A 16,783-nucleotide genomic window follows, 5' to 3' on the forward strand; every position below is an offset into this window, starting at 1 on the left:
CCTCGTCTGCCGCCGTAAGTGTGGCGCAACGGGCTCCATCCGACTTATGATCACCATGAAATCTTTGATGCTACTCTCCGCACTCCCGCTCCTGGCCTCCTGTGGCGGGCAAGAAGCCGCCACCCGTGAGGCGGCGGCGCTGCCAGCTGTCGCCGTCAAGGTGCAGGTGGCCCGTCTGCAGCCGCACACCGCCGCCGAGGAGGTGGTGGGCACGGTGCGCTCCAAGCTGCGCGCCATGGTGGAGGCCAAGATCAGCGGCCGTCTCTTGGAGTACACTGCCATTCCCGGCACCAAGGTGAAGAAGGGCGACCTGCTGGCACGCCTGGAAAATCAGGAGATCCAGGCCAAGGTGGACCAGGCCAAGGCCATGCTGGAGCAGGCGCAGAGCGACTTCTCCCGTCAGAAGCAGCTCATCGAGAGCAAGGCCACCACAAGGCAGGACTTTGACGCCGCCGATGCTCGCGTGAAGGTGGCCACCGCTGGTGTGAGCGAGGCCGAGACCATGGCCGGTTACGCCCGCGTGACGGCACCGTTTGATGGTGTCATCACCCGCAAGCTGGCAGACGTGGGCGACCTGGCCATGCCGGGCAAGCCTCTGCTGGAGATCGAGGCCCCCACCTCACTGCGCTTTGAAGCGGATCTGCCCGAGGCCATGCTGGACCGCGTGAGCATGGGGGCCAAGATGCAGGTGCGCATCGCCACGCTGCCTCAGCCGCTTGAGGCCGTGGTGAGCGAGATCGCCCCGGTGGCCGATCCAGTGAGCCGAACGTTTCTGGTCAAGCTGGACCTGCCTGCCGCAGACGGCCTGCGCACCGGCCAGTTTGGCCGCGTGGCCGTGCCAGTGGCAGAAACAAAGCTGCTGGTGGTGCCCGCTGCCAGTGTGCTCCGGCGCGGGCAGATGGAGCTGCTCTTTGTAGCCAAGGACGGCCATGCGCTGTTGCGTTTGGTCAAGACGGGCAAGGTGCTCTCCGATGGCATCGAGATCCTCTCCGGTCTTGAGGAAGGTGAGCAGGTAGTGATCAACGACATCGCCAAACTCATCGACGGTCAACCTGTAACGATCCAGCCATGAGCACTCCCGCCGAAAACTCCCCCCACCTCGGCATCGCGGGCCGCATCGCCGCCGCGTTTGTGGACTCCAAGCTGACGCCGCTGGTCGTCATCGCCTCCGTCATTCTCGGTGCTGCCGCCGTGGTGCTGCTTCCGCGCGAAGAGGAGCCGCAGATCAAGGTGCCCATGGTGGATGTGCTGGTGTCCATGCCCGGCTCCTCGGCCAATGAGATCGAGGAGCGCGCCACGCGCCCGATGGAAAAGCTGCTCTGGGAGGTGCCTGGGGTGGAGTATCTCTACAGCACCTCGCGCGACAGCGAGAGCCTCGTCATCGTGCGCTTCAAGGTGGGCGAAGACCCCGAGCGCAGCTTGGTGAAGATCACGGAAAAGCTGCGCTCCAACTTTGACCGCATCCCGATGGGGGTCACCCCGCCGCTCATCAAGCCCAAGAGTATCGACGACGTGCCGATCCTGGCTCTCACTTTCCACAGTGCGCGCTATGATCACCTCACGCTCCGCCGTCTGGCCGCACAGGTGGAGGAGTCGGTGAAGCAGGTGCCGCTGGTTGCGGAGACCACGCTGCTGGGCGGCTCCCGCCGTGCCGTGCGTGTGATGCTGGACCCTGTGAAGCTGGCCTCGCGCAATCTCAGCCCTGCCGGCCTCGTGCCCATGCTGCAGCAGGCCAACCGCCAGTTCCGCGCAGGCGGTCTGACCACGGGAAACAACGAGGTGCTGGTGGAGACGGGCGCCTTCCTGCGCACCGCGCACGAGGTGGGAGATGTGGTCATCGGCGTCTTCAGCGGACGCCCCGTGTATCTGCGCGAGGTGGCCGAAATCATCGACGGTGGCGAGGAGCCCACGCAGTATGTCTTTCACGGCAGCAAAAGCGCCGATGAGCCCGCCGTGACGCTCAGCATCGCCAAGCGCCCTGGGGCGAATGCCATCAGCGTGGCCGATGAGGTGCTGCACAAGGTGGACCTGCTCAAAGGCACGATCATTCCCGCCGATGTGCAGGTCAGTGTGACGCGCAACTACGGCGAGACCGCCGCTGAGAAATCCAACGAACTGCTGCTGCACATGGGCATCGCGGTATTCAGCGTGGCCATCCTCATCTGGCTCACGCTGGGCTGGCGGGAGAGCGGCATCGTGGCGGTGGCCATCCCGGCCACGCTGGCGCTCACACTGCTCATCTTCTACCTCTACGGCTTCACGCTGAACCGCATCACGCTCTTTGCACTGATCTTCAGCATCGGCATCCTGGTGGACGACGCCATCGTGGTGGTGGAAAACATCGTGCGTCATTTCCACCTGCCGCAAAACAAGGGGCGGAGCTGGTCTGCCATCGCTGTGGAGGCTGTGGGAGAGGTGGGAAATCCCACCATCCTGGCCACTTTTGCGGTGATCGCCGCCGTGCTCCCCATGGCCTTTGTGGGCGGGCTCATGGGGCCCTACATGCGGCCCATTCCCATCGGCGCCAGCGCGGCCATGTTCTGGTCGCTGCTCATCGCCTTCATCGTCACGCCCTGGGCCTCCATCCGCATCCTGCGCTGGGGCGGCAAGTACTCCAAGCTGACTGAGGGCAATGCCGTGGACGACGGCCACAAGCACCTGGCTTCCGAGCATGAGGAGGATTTTTTCACCAAGCTCTATCGCCGCATGATGGGCCCGCTGATTCACCACACCGGCGCGCGCTGGATGTTTCTCATCGGCATCACCGTGCTGCTGCTCGGTGCCATGGCCACGGTGGGGCTTGGCTGGGTGAAGGTGAAGATGCTGCCCTTTGACAACAAGAGCGAGTTTCAGGTGATTCTGAACATGCCCGAGGGGGCCTCCCTGGAGCAGACCGCCGCCGTGGCGCGCGAGATGGCCGCCGTGATCCGCACGGAACCGGAGGTGACGGATTACCAGATCTACTCCGGCGTGGCCTCGCCCTACAATTTCAACGGCCTCGTGCGCCACTACTTCCTGCGCCGTGGAGCCAATGTGGCGGACATCCAGGTGAACCTGGTGGGCAAGCACGAGCGCAAGGCGCAGAGCCACGACATTGCCAAACGTGTGCGCCCTGCCGTGGCGGAGATCGCCGCGCGCTACGACGCACGAGTGGCCATCGCTGAAGTGCCGCCCGGCCCGCCCGTGCTGCAGACGCTCGTCGCGGAAATCTACGGCCCGGATGAAGAGAGCCGCCTCAAAATGGCGCGCGCGGTGAAGGACATTTTCAAGGCCACGCCCGGTGTGGTGGACGTGGACTGGTATGTGGAGGCCGACCAGCAGAAGGCTCGCTTCATCATCGACAAGGAAAAGGCCGCACTCCACGGCATCAGCGCCGCCACCATCTCACAGACCCTCAAGATCGCCGTGGATGGCGAGTCCGTGGACCTGCTGCACCAGCCGCAGGAGAAGGAGGACGTCAATATTCGCCTGGAGCTGCCACGCTTCGCCAAGACCACAGCGGAGGATCTGCTGGCGCTGCGTGTGCGCTCCGGCGATGCCAATGCGCTGCCCGAGCCCGGAGCCAGCGGCGCGCCCCTGGTGCCGCTGCGCGAGCTGGTGAAAGTGGAGCACGTGCCGGTGGAGAAGAGCCGCTACCACAAGAACCTCATGCCCGTGACCTACGTCATCGGCGACGTGGCCGGCGTGGTGGAGAGCCCCGTGTACGCCATCTTCCAGATGAACGAGGCACTGAAGAAACTCGACACCCGCGCCTTTGGCGGCAGCGGAGCAGAGCTCAAAATTCTCAATGCCAGCATGCCCTTCAGCGATGCCGAGCCTGCCATGAAATGGGACGGCGAGTGGCACATCACCATTGAGGTCTTTCGTGATCTCGGCGCGGCCTTCGGTGCCTGCCTGATCCTCATCTACGTGCTCATGGTGGGCTGGTTCCGCAGCTTCATCACACCCGCCATCGTCATGGTGGCCATCCCGTTCTCGCTGGTGGGCATCCTGCCGGCGCATGGGCTCATGGATGCCTTCTTCACCGCCACGAGCATGATCGGCTTCATGGCAGGAGGTGGTATCGTGGTGCGCAATTCCATCATCCTCGTCGATTTCATCGAGCTGCGCATCCAGGAGGGCATGCCTTTGAGCGAGGCAGTGATCGACGCCGGTGCCGTGCGTTTCCGCCCCATGCTGCTCACGGCCATGGCGGTGGTGGTGGGGGCGGCCGTTATTCTTGCAGACCCCATTTTCCAGGGCCTCGCCATCGCACTCATGGCCGGGGAGATCGCCAGCCTCTTCATCAGCCGCATGGCTGTGCCGGTGCTCTACTTCATGGCCAACAGGCATTCACACCCTGAACCCAAACCCTAAACCCATATGAAACCGAACATTGGAATCGTGGATCGCGCTCTGCGTGTCATCATCGGCCTGGGCCTCGTCGCCTACGGCATCGTCAATCACAGCTGGATCGGCGCCATTGGTGTCGTGCCGCTGCTCACTGCCTTCATGCGTTTCTGTCCGCTATATTGCCCGCTTGGCATCAATACCATCGGTAAAGGAGGCGATGACAAAGGTGGTGGCTGCTGCGGTGGCGGCGGGTGCTGCGGATAAAGAATGTGGCTTGAAACGAAAAACGGCATCCCGTTGCCGGGATGCCGCTGAAAATGGCTTCTATGCCAGGGGCTAATTAGTAGCGACCACCGCCGCCACCACCGTAGCCGCCACGGCCGCCGCCTTTGCCGCCGTAACCACCACGGCCACCGCCGCCGCCGCCGCCATAGCCACCGGAAGGACGTTCTTCCTTCGGACGGGCTTCGTTGATGGTCAGGTTGCGACCGCCGTAGTCTTTTTCATTGAGGGCGCGAATGGCTTCGTTCATGGCCGTGGGGGAGTCCATGGTCACGAAAGCAAAGCCACGTGGACGGCCGGAGTCGCGGTCCATCGGAAGGTGAATGTCAGTCACGGTGCCGTAGTCGGAAAAGAGAGCGCGGACGTCGTCTTCTGTGGCATTGAAGGGCAGATTGCCCACATACATTTTGGTATTCATATCGATTTCTTGAGTTCAGCCAGCCTCAATGAGGGCTGAGTAAGCTCCGAGATCGGATTTAAGAACACCAAAGAAACAACCTGATGAACGACTTAGCTTAGCCTTTATCAGGTTAACTTGCACAAGGACACTCGTCCTCTTATTGGGAATAGCAAACGTTAGTTTGGAATTCGGCTGACGAGGCTGGCAGCCCTCTCATCAGTGCATCTCCACATCGCACTGGCCGAGGCCGCCGCGGTAGTAGTTGAACTGCACGTTCGGGTGGTCTGCCAGCAGAGACATGGGGACTGAGGCATCCGCTAGGCGCTTGGAGATCATGAGCGCCGTGAGGCGCTGCCCCAGGGGATTGTCGTGCAGGCCTGCATGCCAGATGCTGACTTTTTCAGCCATCCAGGTTTCCTTGGGGCCCACGGTGACGGCCTTCTGGGGTACCAGGGTGAGGTTTCCGCCGCCCGAGGTGCGGGCGTTTTGCATGAGGGTGACGGGATGCAGATCGACGACACGGGTGGTCAGCTTGCGAAACTCCGCAGGGGGCGGCGGCTCGTTCTTGCACTTGCCGGTGCGCTTGGGCGGATCGTTGAATGCCCAGTTTTTGATGTCGCCCTGACCGCCCTGCATCACCGCGCAGCGCACGCCGCTCTGCCAGCTTTTGATGTAGGCTGCGGTGTCCGCCTTGGGGAAGTGGAGCTGGGTGTCCGGCATGCAGAGCTTCTTTTGCATGCGGTCAAAGCAGAGCTCGCGGCTGGCTCTTTCAAAAGAAAGGGGGTGCTCCATGGTGACCTCCTTTTTGGTGTGCTCGTCATACCATTCGTCCATGCCCCAGAAGTGGCCGTCCTTGATGGAGATGCCGAGGTCATTGATCAGCCGCGCCACGAGCGGGAGCTGCTGTGTGGGGCCCACAGGGCCGCAGATGCCTGCCGGGTTGTCCGGTGTGGCCTGCTTCCAGGCGTGGATGTACTCCAGCGCCTCGGCCAGATAAAAATCCTCCAGCGTGTCAAACATCACCACTTTGAAGCCGGGGCGGGTGAGCTGGCGCAGATCCCTTTCCGTGAGCCGTGCGGCGTCGTTGATGAGTTCGTCTTCCAACGTGGTGTAATCCCACCACTCCGGTGCAATGTGGCTGATTTTACGCGGCATGGCTTGTTTAGGTTGTTAATGACGATTGTCATGGAGAACGCAGGTTTTGCCAAGCTCTCATCATGGAGAGCGGAAAAAAATGTCATCCGGCCGCGGGAACCTGCGGGCGGTGAGAGCGGCGAGGCAGGACGGTCTTGACCATCCCGGCACGCGGCACTACCTGCCAGAATGGACGAAATGCTCAACCATCCCGACCCCATGACCCGCCTGCGCTATGTCGTGCACCGCCTGCGTGCGCCCGGCGGCTGCCCCTGGGACATGGAGCAGACCCATGCCTCCCTCATTCCGCATGTCATTGAGGAGGCCTATGAGGTGGCGGATGCCATTCGCGGCGGAGACCCCGCGCAGATCTGCGATGAACTCGGCGACATCCTGCTGCAGCCCGTTCTGCATGCGGAGATCGCCAGCGAGACCGGCGCCTTTGATCTCGACAAGATGGTGCACGGCCTCACGGAAAAGCTCATCCGCCGCCACCCGCATGTCTTTGGAGACACCAGCGCCGCCACTTCCGATGCGGTGCTGAAGCAGTGGGATGCCATCAAGCGTACCGAAAAAGGCACGGAGCACGAAGGCCTGCTGCACGGCACCGGCAACGGCCTGCCGGCTCTCATGCGTGCGCAGAAGCTGCAGAAGAAAGCCGCCCGGGTGGGCTTTGACTGGCCGGACGCCACGCCCGTTTTTGCCAAGATACGCGAAGAGGCTGCCGAACTCGAGGAGGCCATCGCCAAAGGGGACAAAGCCCACATGGAGGAGGAGCTTGGCGATCTGCTCTTCAGCGTGGTGAACCTGGCGCGCAAACTCGGCATTGAATCCGAGCCTGCGCTGGCGGCCGCCAATGAAAAATTTACCCGCCGCTTTCATGCCATGGAAACGCATCTGCGCGAGCAGGGGCATGAGCTCGGCAAGCTCTCGCTGGAGCAGATGGATGCCGCGTGGGATGTGGTGAAGCACAGTGTTTAAGGCTTGCGGCACATTTGAAGAGCATGCTCGTTGAAGATTTTCCTTTTCCCAAGCTCTGGTCGCAGGTGCGTTCGAAGTCATGGCTGTGGCTGTTCCGGCGGCAGCAGATCGAGGAGGGCGGGCGTCTGCTCAAGCACGGGGACATCGGCCTCGCGGGGGTGCATGTGTGCGCGGAAAATGAGGTGGAGATCATTGCCGGCATTGGCACGGCGCTGTTCAACTCCGCCTCCGTCACGGCGCACCTGCGGCTGCGGGAAGACGGCAGCATGGCGATGACCTCCCATTGCACCTGCGCGGTGGGAACTCTGTGCCAGCATGCGGCGGCGCTGATGCTGATGCTGGATCTTGAAGAAGGGCGCAGGCGCATCGTGGCCATGGCGCGGGTGCGTGAAAAGACCTCCGTGGCGGCGGAGACCGAGGCTGCCGAGCAGCCGGAGTCTGCAGAGGTGGAGCTGCCGCCCTCGGAGCCGAAGCCCATCCTGCTGGTGCGGCGCATGCTCGTGGACATGCCGCAGATCACCGCAAAGCGAAACATCGGCGGCTGGGCGCAGCGCAGCATCGCCTTCATCCAGCCCTGCGCCGAATACGACGGCTGCCCGCTGCGCTTTGAGATGCTGGTGCGCAGCCCGGCGCATCAATGGAAAGATGAGAGCGGGGAGCGGTTCACGCTGGTGCGCAATCTGCGTTCAGAGCGCCTGCTGCTGACGGACCTGTCCACGCTGGGTTTCAAGTCGTTCGCTGAGGCGCTGCCCGGGGCGAAGGCTCCCGAGTCCACCCTGGGCTTTATGGCTGTGGCCGGGGATCAGGCGCTGTTCTGGTCGCAGTTTCTCAAAGACCAGGTGCCCCGGCTGCGCGAGGGCGGCTGGCGCGTGGAGGTGCCTGAGGATATTGGCTTCCAAATTCATGAGGCCTCCGAAGACGGGTGGTTCACCGATCTCGCTGGAGATCAGGACGGGCGTGAGTGGTTCTCGCTTGATCTCGGTGTCGAAATCGAAGGGCGTCGCATTTCCATGGTGCCGCTGCTGGTCGATTGCATTGACCAGGGGCTCACCGCTGCCGTGCTGGAAAAGAACCTGGACCAGCGGTTTCTGCTCTCGCTCGGTGGTGACCGTGGCGACGTGCTCTCCGTGCCTGCACAGCGGCTGGTGGTGCTGCTGCGTTTCTTTGATGAGCTGCTTTCCACCCGGCCTGTGCGCAAGGATGGCAAACTGCAGCTCGACAAGCTGCGCGCCGCCCAGCTTGCCACATTGGACGGCCTGCCGATCCGTGCGCCTGCAGAGCTCGCTGTGCTCAGCCAGCAGCTCGGCAGCTTCCGTGAGATTGGTCTCATCACGCCCCCGGCGGGATTGAAGGCCAGCCTGCGTGACTACCAGCGCGAGGGCGCCTCTTGGATGCAGTTTTTGCGCGAGTTCGGCCTGCACGGCATTTTGGCCGATGACATGGGCCTGGGCAAGACGCTGCAGACGCTCACACACATCCTCATCGAAAAGGAGAGCGGGCGCATGAAGCATCCGTGTCTCATCGTGGCGCCGACGAGCGTGCTGCGGAACTGGATCAATGAATCGATCAAGTTCACGCCCTCGCTGAGCTTGCTGCTCATGCATGGCCAGTCGCGCAAAAGCGACTTCAAGCACCTCAAGCAGTACGATCTCGTCGTCACCAGCTACCCGCTTCTCGTGCGCGATGCGGATGTGATGCAGGCGCAGGAATGGCACATCGTCGCTCTGGATGAGGCGCAAAACATCAAGAACCCCAAAAGCCTCGCGGCGCAGACGTGCAGCGGCCTGAAGGTGAAGCACCGCCTCTGCCTGACCGGCACGCCGATGGAAAACCACCTCGGCGAGCTGTGGAGCCTTTTTAATTTCCTCATGCCCGGCCTGCTGAGCGATGCCGACACCTTCCGCCAGCACTACCGCAACCCGATCGAGCGTGATGCGGATGCGGAGCGGCAGAAGCAGCTCAGCGCACGCATTCAGCCGCTGCTGCTGCGCCGTACCAAGGATGCCGTGGCCAAGGAGCTGCCGCCCAAGACGGAGATCCTGCACAGCATCGAGCTGGGCAAGGCGCAGACAGACCTGTATGAAACGATCCGCGCGGCCATGGACAAGCGCGTGAGAGAGGCCATCGCCGCGAACGGCCTGGACCGCTCCCAGATCGTCGTGCTGGACGCGCTGCTCAAGCTCCGGCAGGTCTGCTGCCACCCGCAGCTGTTGAAGCAGGAAACGGCTCAGAGTGTGTCGGATTCGGCAAAAACGGCCTTCCTGATGGACGAGCTGCTGCCAGAGTTGATTGATGAAGGACGGCGCATCCTCATCTTCTCCCAATTTACGGAAATGCTGGCCATCATCGAGGCGAGGCTGAAAAAAGACGGCACGCGGTATGTGAAGCTCACCGGCAGCACACGGGACCGCGAGACGCCCATTCAGGAGTTTCAGGCGGGCAAAGTGCCGGTGTTCCTCATCAGTCTCAAGGCGGGCGGTGCGGGCATCAATCTCACCACGGCGGATACGGTCATTCACTATGATCCGTGGTGGAATCCTGCCGCTGAGGCGCAGGCGAGCGACCGCGCCTACCGCATCGGCCAGAAGAACCCCGTCTTTGTGCACAAGCTCATCTGCGAAAACACCATTGAGGAGCGCATCCTCAAAATGCAGCAGCAGAAGGCCGCGCTGGTGGAGGGATTGCTGGCAGGGCGCACGGACAAGCTGCAGCTCACTCAGGCGGACATCCAGGCCCTGTTCATGTCGGAGTGACCGCGCTGCATGCGAGGAACCCCGCCTCATCTAATTTCACTCCGGCAAGGCTGATGCTGCGGGCATCCTCCGGCAGCAGGCCGCTGATGCGGACCCCTTCGGCGGTGGATGCAATCGCAAGACCTGGCAGCAGGCGGCCGAGGGTGCCGATTTTCCGGCCGAGCTGCTCGTCCTTGTCATTGGCTGGCATGGGCGGGTTGGGAACTTCGGTGCTGATGAGGATGCCGGTGTCTGCGTCAAAGTAACCGCGCAGGGCGGTGGTCTGGGGCAGGGGAGAAAGACCGCTGTCGAGGCAGAAGACGAGCCGCTCCTGGCCGGTGAGCCTGCTGAGCGTGCTCCGGGTGCAGAAGGCGACGATGTGGGCAGGGTGGGCCTCCGGCCCGCGATCAATGAACTTGGTGCCGGGCATCACCTGAGTGAGCGCTTTCACCGTGCGGTGAATGATGCTGCCCTCTGGCTCAAGGCTGAGGAAGACATCTCCGGCGTGGTGCCATTCGGTCTCGGCAAGCCGCAGTGCATTGGCGAAGGCGACGAGATCTTCCCCGGCGTGGGCCCAGCTTTTGCGCTTGAGGAAGGCCTCGCTGCTCAGGGAGAGCATGGCATGGCGCATGGCCCCGGCGCTGGCATCTCGTGGGCTTTGGGGTTCGCCAAACATCACCTCCACAGGGTAGCGCAGGTGTTTGGGCCGCTTGGTGAAGAACTTGCCGCCCTGGAAAGAGAAGATGCTGCCGTAGAGGCCGTCGAGGTAAACGGGCACCACCTGGGCATCGCCCTGGCGTGCCATGAGTTCAAAGCCTTTGAGCAGCTCATTGACCATGCCGTGGCGGGTGATCTGCCCTTCGGGGAAGAGGCAGACGATCTCCCCCTCCTTCAGCGCAGCCGCCACGGCGCGGATGGCATCCTTGGCCCGGGTGGCGGAGATGGGCACCGTACCGACAAGGCGCATAAGCCACTTGAGCCACCACAGGTTGTAGAGCGCGTCCCACATCACAAAGCGCACCGGGCGGCGGCTGGCGGAGCCGACGATGAGGGCGTCCACGTAGCTCACATGGTTTGGCAGCAGCAGCACTCCTCCCGTGGCTGGAATGCGCTCCATGTGAACGGGCTTCACCTTGTAGGTGAATCTTACGGCGGCGAGCATGAGGAAACGCACCAGATCCTGCGGGAGCAGGCGCATGATGTACACGGCTGCGGCAAAAGTGGGGATGGCCAGCAGCAGGAACTGCGTGGAGGAGTGCAGTTCGAGCCATTTCATCAGGCCCACAATGGCCACCGCCACCAGCGTGCCGAGGCAGTCCATCAGGTTCATCCCGGCATGGATGCGCGCCTTTTCGTGCTTTTCCGCCTTGTCCTGCGCGTAGGCGTAGAGGGGCACCATGAAGCACCCGCCTGCCGCCCCGGTGAAGATGATGCCGGCATACATCCAGCTGCTGCCCAGCGGAGCGAGGCCGGACCACAGCAGACCGGCCACGAGGCCGAAACCGCCCAGGGGGATCAGGCCAAGCTCGATCCGGTTGCGGCTGACGTGGGAGGCGAAGAAGCTGCCGCTGATGACGCCTATGCCGAGGATGCCGGCGACTTTCGCGAGCTCCATGGGCCCGTCTCCATGGCCGGTGTCAGGGTGCAGTTCCTTGGTGAGCGTGACGAGGATGAAGCTCAGTGCATTGGAGATGAACCAGAAGTAGGTCACGCCCAGCGCAGCAAGGCGGATGGAGCGGCGGCGGAAGACGATTTTGAGGCTTTCGAAATGTTCCAGCGCCATGCCTTTGCGCCAGTGGACCTCCGTATGCGCTGGCGTGCTCTGAATGCAGATGGAAGCGATCAGCTCCACAATGCCCAGGATGCTGATGATGATCAGAGGCCAGAGTGCGGACATCCACGCGTCGTGCGTCTTTTCATACTCGGTGCCGTACCAGACGCCGCCAGCCCACATGCCGCCGAGGATGCCTGCGAGCATCGTCACCTGCAGCCAGCCTGAAACCTGGCCCAGGCGCCGGGAGCCCGCCAGCTCCTTCATGATGCCCATTTTGGCCGGGCTGAGCACCGCCGCCTGGACGGCCAGCACAAAGAAACCCACCAGGCAGATTTCGAGCGAGCCGGGCACGCGCTGCATCCACAGCGCCAGCGAGAGCCACACAAAGCAGATGATCTGCATGACCTGCATCCACACGATGACCTTGCGCTTGGAAAAGCGGTCTGACCAATACCCGGCCAGCGGGGCAAAGATCATGTACGGCAGGGAAAAGATGGCGCCCAGCCACAGCTCCATGTGGCGGCCCACCCAGGAGTCTTTGGCGATGATGATCGAAAGCGCGATCAGCAGCATCTTCACGAAGTTGTCGCTGAAGGAATTCATCGCCTGCACAAACAGTACGAGAACGATGGACGCCCAGTTCCGGCGCGGGAGGTGAGGTGCGTTGTCGAGATCGGCGGTGTCGGGCATGGGTGTCGTTCAATCGACGAATCGCTGCGCCAGCAGAATATCTGCGGGGAAGGTGATCTTGGGGTTTAGTTCAAAGTTTTCGACGACTCGCACAGGAGCGCCGATGTGTTGTACGGCAGAGACCTCGTCTGTCACGAGCGCTCCGTCTCGGATCACCGCATCATAGGCCCGTGAGAGCAGCGCGCGCTGAAACACCTGAGGCGTTTCCATGATCCACGCGTTGGCGCGGTCGATGGAGCCGATGATGAGGCCTGTCTCGTCGCAGCGCTTGAGGGTTTCGGTCATGGGACGCGCGCAGGCCACGGCGCCGTGTGTGCGTGCGGCCTCGATGCAGCGCGTGATCTGCGCCACCGAGATGAGTGGGCGTGCGCCGTCATGTACGGCGACGATTTCACACGCCGGGTCCAGCGCCTGCAGACCTGCATGCACTGAAAGGTGCCGCTCTGCCCCGCCTGCGATGACCTGGGTGATTTTGCCGAGGCTGCCGGAGCGCCAGGCCTCGATCTCCGGGCGCAGGGCATCGCCCGTCACCACAATGATCTCCGCTATGGCCTCGCAGGCTTGGAACGCCTCCAGGGTGCGCATGAGCACAGGCTTGCCGGCCAGAGGGGCCAGGAGCTTGTTGAACCCCATGCGCCGGCTGCTGCCTGCGGCGACGATGATGGCGGAGGTCATTCGATTCGCTGTTTTCAGTTCTCGGTGCGTTGTTGCCGAAGTTCAGCGGCGAACCGCGAACTGGGAGCCGTCTGTCAGGCGAGGCGTTTGGCGACTTCGGTGGAGATGGATTTGCTGTCCGCACGGCCCGCCACGCGCTCCTGCAGCGCTTTCATCACCCCGCCCATGTCTTTCTTGGAGGTGGCGCCGAGTTCGGCGATCACGGCTTCGACGAGCTTGCCGAGCTCTTCAGGGCTCATGGCAGCTGGGAGGTATTTGGCCAGGACGGCGATCTCGGCCTTGGCGGCCTCCACGGCCTCCGGGCGGCCGGCTTTCTCGGCCCCGTCCACAGCATCCTGCAGTTTTTTGATCTCCTTGCGCACCACTGCCAGAGCATCGGTGTCGCCTAGCTCACCCTCCGCACCGAGTTTTTCGATGGCGGCGTATTTGAGGGCGGATTTGAGGTTGCGGATGACGTTGAGCGCCACCGTGTCCTTGGCACGCATGGCGTTTTTGAGGTCCTCGGAAATTTGGGAAATGAAGCTCATGGGAAAGGGGGGCTGGATTGGATGTGCGAGCGGCGGATCATGGCGTGGCACGTGGCTTTGTCCAGACGATAGGCTGGGGGATGGGAGTGGGGAAACCAGATTGAGAAAGGACGAATGAATGACAAAAAAGCATCACAATGAGGAGGGGGATGGCGGAGACGCAGATCTCCTGCCGCCGGGCATGAGCAGCGCGCCGGGGCTGCCGTTTTTGGAGGGCGGATGTTTCATCGGGCCATTGTGCATGGACTAATGCGGGCGGCCGAAGGGGTGGAATGCACTTTGCACTTCAGGAGTTGCGGTGCATGGTCGCCTTCCTGTGCAATTTCGACATCCCAAACACGATCTTTATATTCCTGACGAAACTGAACCGTGGACCGCGCTGCGCCGCGTGACGCACCTGGGCATTGTTTCGCATCAGGACGACCTGGAAATCGCCGCCTACCACGGCATCACCGAATGCTTTCACCACAAGGAGCAGTGGTTCGGCGGTGTGGTGGTCACCGATGGCGCCGGCAGTCCGCGCAAGGGCCCCTATGAGTCCTACACAGACGAAGAGATGCAGAAGGTGCGCCTGATCGAGCAGCGCAAGGCTGCCTACGTGGGGGAGTACAGCATCATGGTGCAGCTGGGCTATCCGAGCGATGAGATCAAAAAGCCCCGTCATGCCCCCGCTGTGGCGGATTTGAAATTCATCCTGGAGCATGCCCAGCCGAAGATTCTCTATCTCCACAACCCCTGTGACCGGCATGACACGCACGTGGCGACCTTTCTGCGCTGCCTGGAAGCCATCCGCGAACTGCCGCCGGAAATGCGTCCTGAAAAGGTCTATGGCTGCGAAGTCTGGCGCAAGCTCGACTGGCTGCTCGCTGAGGACAAGGAGATGCTCTGGGTGGACAAGCATCCGCACATGCTGCGCCCGCTGCTCGGGGTGTTTGATTCCCAGATCAGCGGCGGCAAGCGCTATGATCTGGCCGAAGAGGGCCTGCGTCATGCCAACGCGACCTACTTTGACTCCCACACCACGGACAAGACGAGCCTGCTGACCTTTGCGATGGATCTGACGCCGCTGACGAAGGATGACAAGATGTGCCCGGTAGAGTACTCCACGAACTACGTGAAGCGCCTCGAAACCGATGTGCGTGATCGTGTGAAGAAGTTCATGTGAGCCAAAAGAAAAATGCCAGCCGGTTTCCCGGCTGGCATTGGAATCTGAAAGGCGAAGCCGTGGCGGAGATTATTCCGCGAGCTTTGCGCTCTTGATGACGATCGGCTCCACAGGCACATCACTGTGCTGGCCTTTGCGGCCGGTGGCCACGGCAGCCATGGCATCGACGACTTCCTGGCCCTTGGTCACCTTGCCAAACACGCAGTAGCCCCAGCCGTCCTGCCCTGGGTAGTCGAGGAAGCTGTTGTCCTTGAGGTTGATGAAGAACTGTGAGCTGGCGCTGTGGGGGTTGGGCGTGCGGGCCATGGCGATGGAGCCCTTGACGTTTTTGAGGCCGTTCTTGGCTTCGTTTTCGATCTGGGCGTCCGGCTCCTTCTGCTGCATGTCCGGGGTGAAGCCGCCACCCTGCACCATGAAGTCAGGGATCACGCGGTGAAAGATGAGGCCGTCGTAAAAGCCCTTCTTCACATAGCTGACAAAATTGGCGACTGAAATCGGGGCCTTGGCGGCGTCGAGTTCGAGTTCGATGGTACCTTTGCTGGTTTCCATCACGACTTTTACGGGTTTGGCGTCACTCACGGTTTGGGCTTGGGTTGTTCCGGTCAGACCGGCAAACGTCATGACGAGAGCGGCAAGAGTCGGTGCGATTGATTTCATAGTGGGTTGGTAAGGACTATCAATGAGCCACGGGCCTCCTTGATTTGCAATGATCAAAATCAAACAGGCGGAGGCGGATTTTGCAAAAAAAGACCGAGGTAACCCAAGCGGAATGCAACGGGCCCCGCGCCTGCTGCTCCTTTGTTGTGTTCATGCCGTGGATTTGGCCGGGAAAAACGACCATCAGCGGTGCATGCCGATGATTTTTTTGACCAGGGGCTCCCAAAGCAAAGACTTTAATTTTTTGTCAAAAAGCCAGTCCAATGCGGCAGTTGAAAGCAGGATGAGGATGAAAAACACAGAGGCGTCACGCACTCCCAATTTCATGTAGCACAGGATGAGCAACGGTGCATGAAACAGGTAAAAGGGATATGAAATCTCGCCCAGATAGTTGAATGCCGTTTGCACGGGCCGGGGCAGGTGGACATGCGAAGCCGTGAGCACTGCCGCCGCAGTTGCCGCAAAGGTCACGCATCCCCAGGTCTGATTCTGAGAGAAATAAATCAGCACGCATCCCAATGCGCAAAGGCACGCGGTCCAGGTCTTGCTTTTGTTCTTTGCCAGCAGAAAACCGGCAAGCCAGGGCCAGGCATATTTCAGTGCGCCATACCCTAAGAGGAAGTTTTGCGGAAAACAAAAGAGCACCATTGAACACGCAACGGAACACAGAATGACAGAGGAATGAACACGAAAAAGAAGCGGGGTCAGCAGGTAATAAAATGCCTCAAGGCTCAGGCTCCAAAGCGGCAGATTGTATGTGACTGACGTGGCGGCAAACCCTTGGAGCATCAGCATGTTGGCCACTGCGGTTTTCCAGCCAGTGGCGGGGATCTCCCAATTGGCCAGGACCGCCTGGCTGCCGACGAGCAGCACCAGCGACTGAGCAAACACCACGGCAACAATGTAGAGCGGGTAAATCCGGAGAAACCTTCTCGCATAGTAGCCGGTCGGGCGTTTCTCGTAGGAGTGTGCGACGGACACTCCTGAGATTAGAAAAAAGCCAAACACCGCTGACTGCCCGTGGAGCTCGTTTATTTGCAAAAAAGGAAACCTTAGATCGGTGGCCCACTGCAAGTGGGTCGAGAAAACGATCAGGGCGAGCAGAAACCGCATCAGCCCGAGCAAAGCCCATGACGACCCAGAAAAATGGATGGATGTAAAGGAAGGCACGCGGGAATCACAAAACAGCTTTGAATGGCAAACGAAAGCCATAAAGCAAGGGGCTTTCCTGCGGCAAGCCTGCTGAGTGATGAGTGCCGGGCAGCAAAGGGGAGGGCAAGCTTTTCCGCATCTTGCGGCCGCCTTAAAACAACTTGGCCCGGGAGAACCCAACCAAAATTCTCCCGGGCCTTTAGGTGACCAAGGAGTCCCAACCATGAAGCGACTCCCCAGCTCGTTGTGTGTTTCCTCAGGCGAACCCGAGAAATGTTTGAG

At 61.5% G+C, this 16,783-nt stretch carries 13 protein-coding genes; 6 read left to right on the forward strand and 7 right to left on the reverse strand.

Translation table 11 applies throughout. The features are described 5' to 3' along the window. Positions 1–55: 55 nt before the first annotated feature. From ACFQDI_RS02550 to ACFQDI_RS02560, 3 genes are read left to right on the forward strand one after another with little or no spacing between them, the layout of a single operon-like run. Positions 56–1,072: an efflux RND transporter periplasmic adaptor subunit gene (locus ACFQDI_RS02550; RefSeq protein WP_377163077.1), complete on the forward strand. Its 1,017-nt coding sequence runs from the start codon at positions 56–58 to the stop codon at positions 1,070–1,072. Then, positions 1,069–4,356, forward strand: coding sequence for an efflux RND transporter permease subunit (locus ACFQDI_RS02555; protein WP_377163079.1), 3,288 nt, complete (start codon positions 1,069–1,071; stop codon positions 4,354–4,356). Before ACFQDI_RS02550 ends, ACFQDI_RS02555 begins: the two co-directional genes overlap by 4 nt. Positions 4,357–4,362: 6 nt before the next feature. After that, positions 4,363–4,596 (forward strand): YgaP family membrane protein, encoded by a 234-nt coding sequence (locus ACFQDI_RS02560; protein WP_377163082.1) that lies wholly within the window; start codon positions 4,363–4,365, stop codon positions 4,594–4,596. 76 nt (positions 4,597–4,672) lie between these two features. On the opposite strand, the gene ACFQDI_RS02565 is transcribed toward ACFQDI_RS02560, so the two are convergent. Both ACFQDI_RS02565 and ACFQDI_RS02570 read right to left on the reverse strand, forming a co-directional pair. After that, on the reverse strand, positions 4,673–5,032 hold the full coding sequence (locus tag ACFQDI_RS02565; protein WP_377163085.1) for an RNA recognition motif domain-containing protein: 360 nt from the start codon (positions 5,030–5,032) through the stop codon (positions 4,673–4,675). 198 nt (positions 5,033–5,230) lie between these two features. After that, a complete protein-coding gene (locus ACFQDI_RS02570; RefSeq protein WP_377163087.1) occupies positions 5,231–6,169 on the reverse strand; it encodes a sugar phosphate isomerase family in 939 nt (312 codons plus the stop codon). 198 nt (positions 6,170–6,367) lie between these two features. On the opposite strand from ACFQDI_RS02570, the gene mazG reads away from it, so the two are divergent. Both mazG and ACFQDI_RS02580 read left to right on the forward strand, forming a co-directional pair. Further along, positions 6,368–7,129, forward strand: a complete 762-nt coding sequence (gene mazG / locus ACFQDI_RS02575) for a nucleoside triphosphate pyrophosphohydrolase (protein ID WP_377163089.1) — start codon at positions 6,368–6,370, stop codon at positions 7,127–7,129. 23 nt (positions 7,130–7,152) lie between these two features. Continuing rightward, positions 7,153–9,882, forward strand: coding sequence for a DEAD/DEAH box helicase (locus ACFQDI_RS02580; protein WP_377163091.1), 2,730 nt, complete (start codon positions 7,153–7,155; stop codon positions 9,880–9,882). Here ACFQDI_RS02580 and ACFQDI_RS02585 read toward each other — a convergent pair. The 3 genes from ACFQDI_RS02585 to ACFQDI_RS02595 all read right to left on the reverse strand — a co-directional run bounded on the left by ACFQDI_RS02585 (position 9,869) and on the right by ACFQDI_RS02595 (position 13,527). Further along, on the reverse strand, positions 9,869–12,325 hold the full coding sequence (locus tag ACFQDI_RS02585) for an MFS transporter (protein ID WP_377163093.1): 2,457 nt from the start codon (positions 12,323–12,325) through the stop codon (positions 9,869–9,871). The two genes, ACFQDI_RS02580 and ACFQDI_RS02585, sit on opposite strands and share 14 nt — an antisense overlap. 9 nt (positions 12,326–12,334) lie before the next feature. Beyond that, the gene (gene ispD / locus ACFQDI_RS02590; protein ID WP_377163095.1) at positions 12,335–13,000 is read right to left on the reverse strand and encodes a 2-C-methyl-D-erythritol 4-phosphate cytidylyltransferase; all 666 of its coding nucleotides are present in this window, start codon (positions 12,998–13,000) and stop codon (positions 12,335–12,337) included. A gap of 74 nt (positions 13,001–13,074) precedes the next feature. Continuing rightward, on the reverse strand, positions 13,075–13,527 hold the full coding sequence (locus ACFQDI_RS02595) for a GatB/YqeY domain-containing protein (RefSeq protein WP_377163098.1): 453 nt from the start codon (positions 13,525–13,527) through the stop codon (positions 13,075–13,077). A 316-nt stretch (positions 13,528–13,843) separates the two neighbouring features. Between ACFQDI_RS02595 and ACFQDI_RS02600 the strand changes: the two genes are divergently transcribed. After that, entirely contained in the window at positions 13,844–14,692 is an 849-nt protein-coding gene (locus ACFQDI_RS02600; protein ID WP_377163100.1) for a PIG-L deacetylase family protein, read from the forward strand. A gap of 69 nt (positions 14,693–14,761) precedes the next feature. On the opposite strand, the gene ACFQDI_RS02605 is transcribed toward ACFQDI_RS02600, so the two are convergent. Continuing rightward, positions 14,762–15,349: a peptidylprolyl isomerase gene (locus ACFQDI_RS02605; RefSeq protein WP_377163102.1), complete on the reverse strand. Its 588-nt coding sequence runs from the start codon at positions 15,347–15,349 to the stop codon at positions 14,762–14,764. Between the two features lie 183 nt (positions 15,350–15,532). Then, complete coding sequence (locus tag ACFQDI_RS02610) at positions 15,533–16,519, reverse strand: acyltransferase family protein (protein WP_377163104.1); 987 nt, start codon at positions 16,517–16,519, stop codon at positions 15,533–15,535. Positions 16,520–16,783: the final 264 nt, after the last annotated feature.

The sequence above is a fragment of the Prosthecobacter fluviatilis genome (assembly GCF_042655725.1).
Classification (GTDB): domain Bacteria; phylum Verrucomicrobiota; class Verrucomicrobiia; order Verrucomicrobiales; family Verrucomicrobiaceae; genus Prosthecobacter; species Prosthecobacter fluviatilis.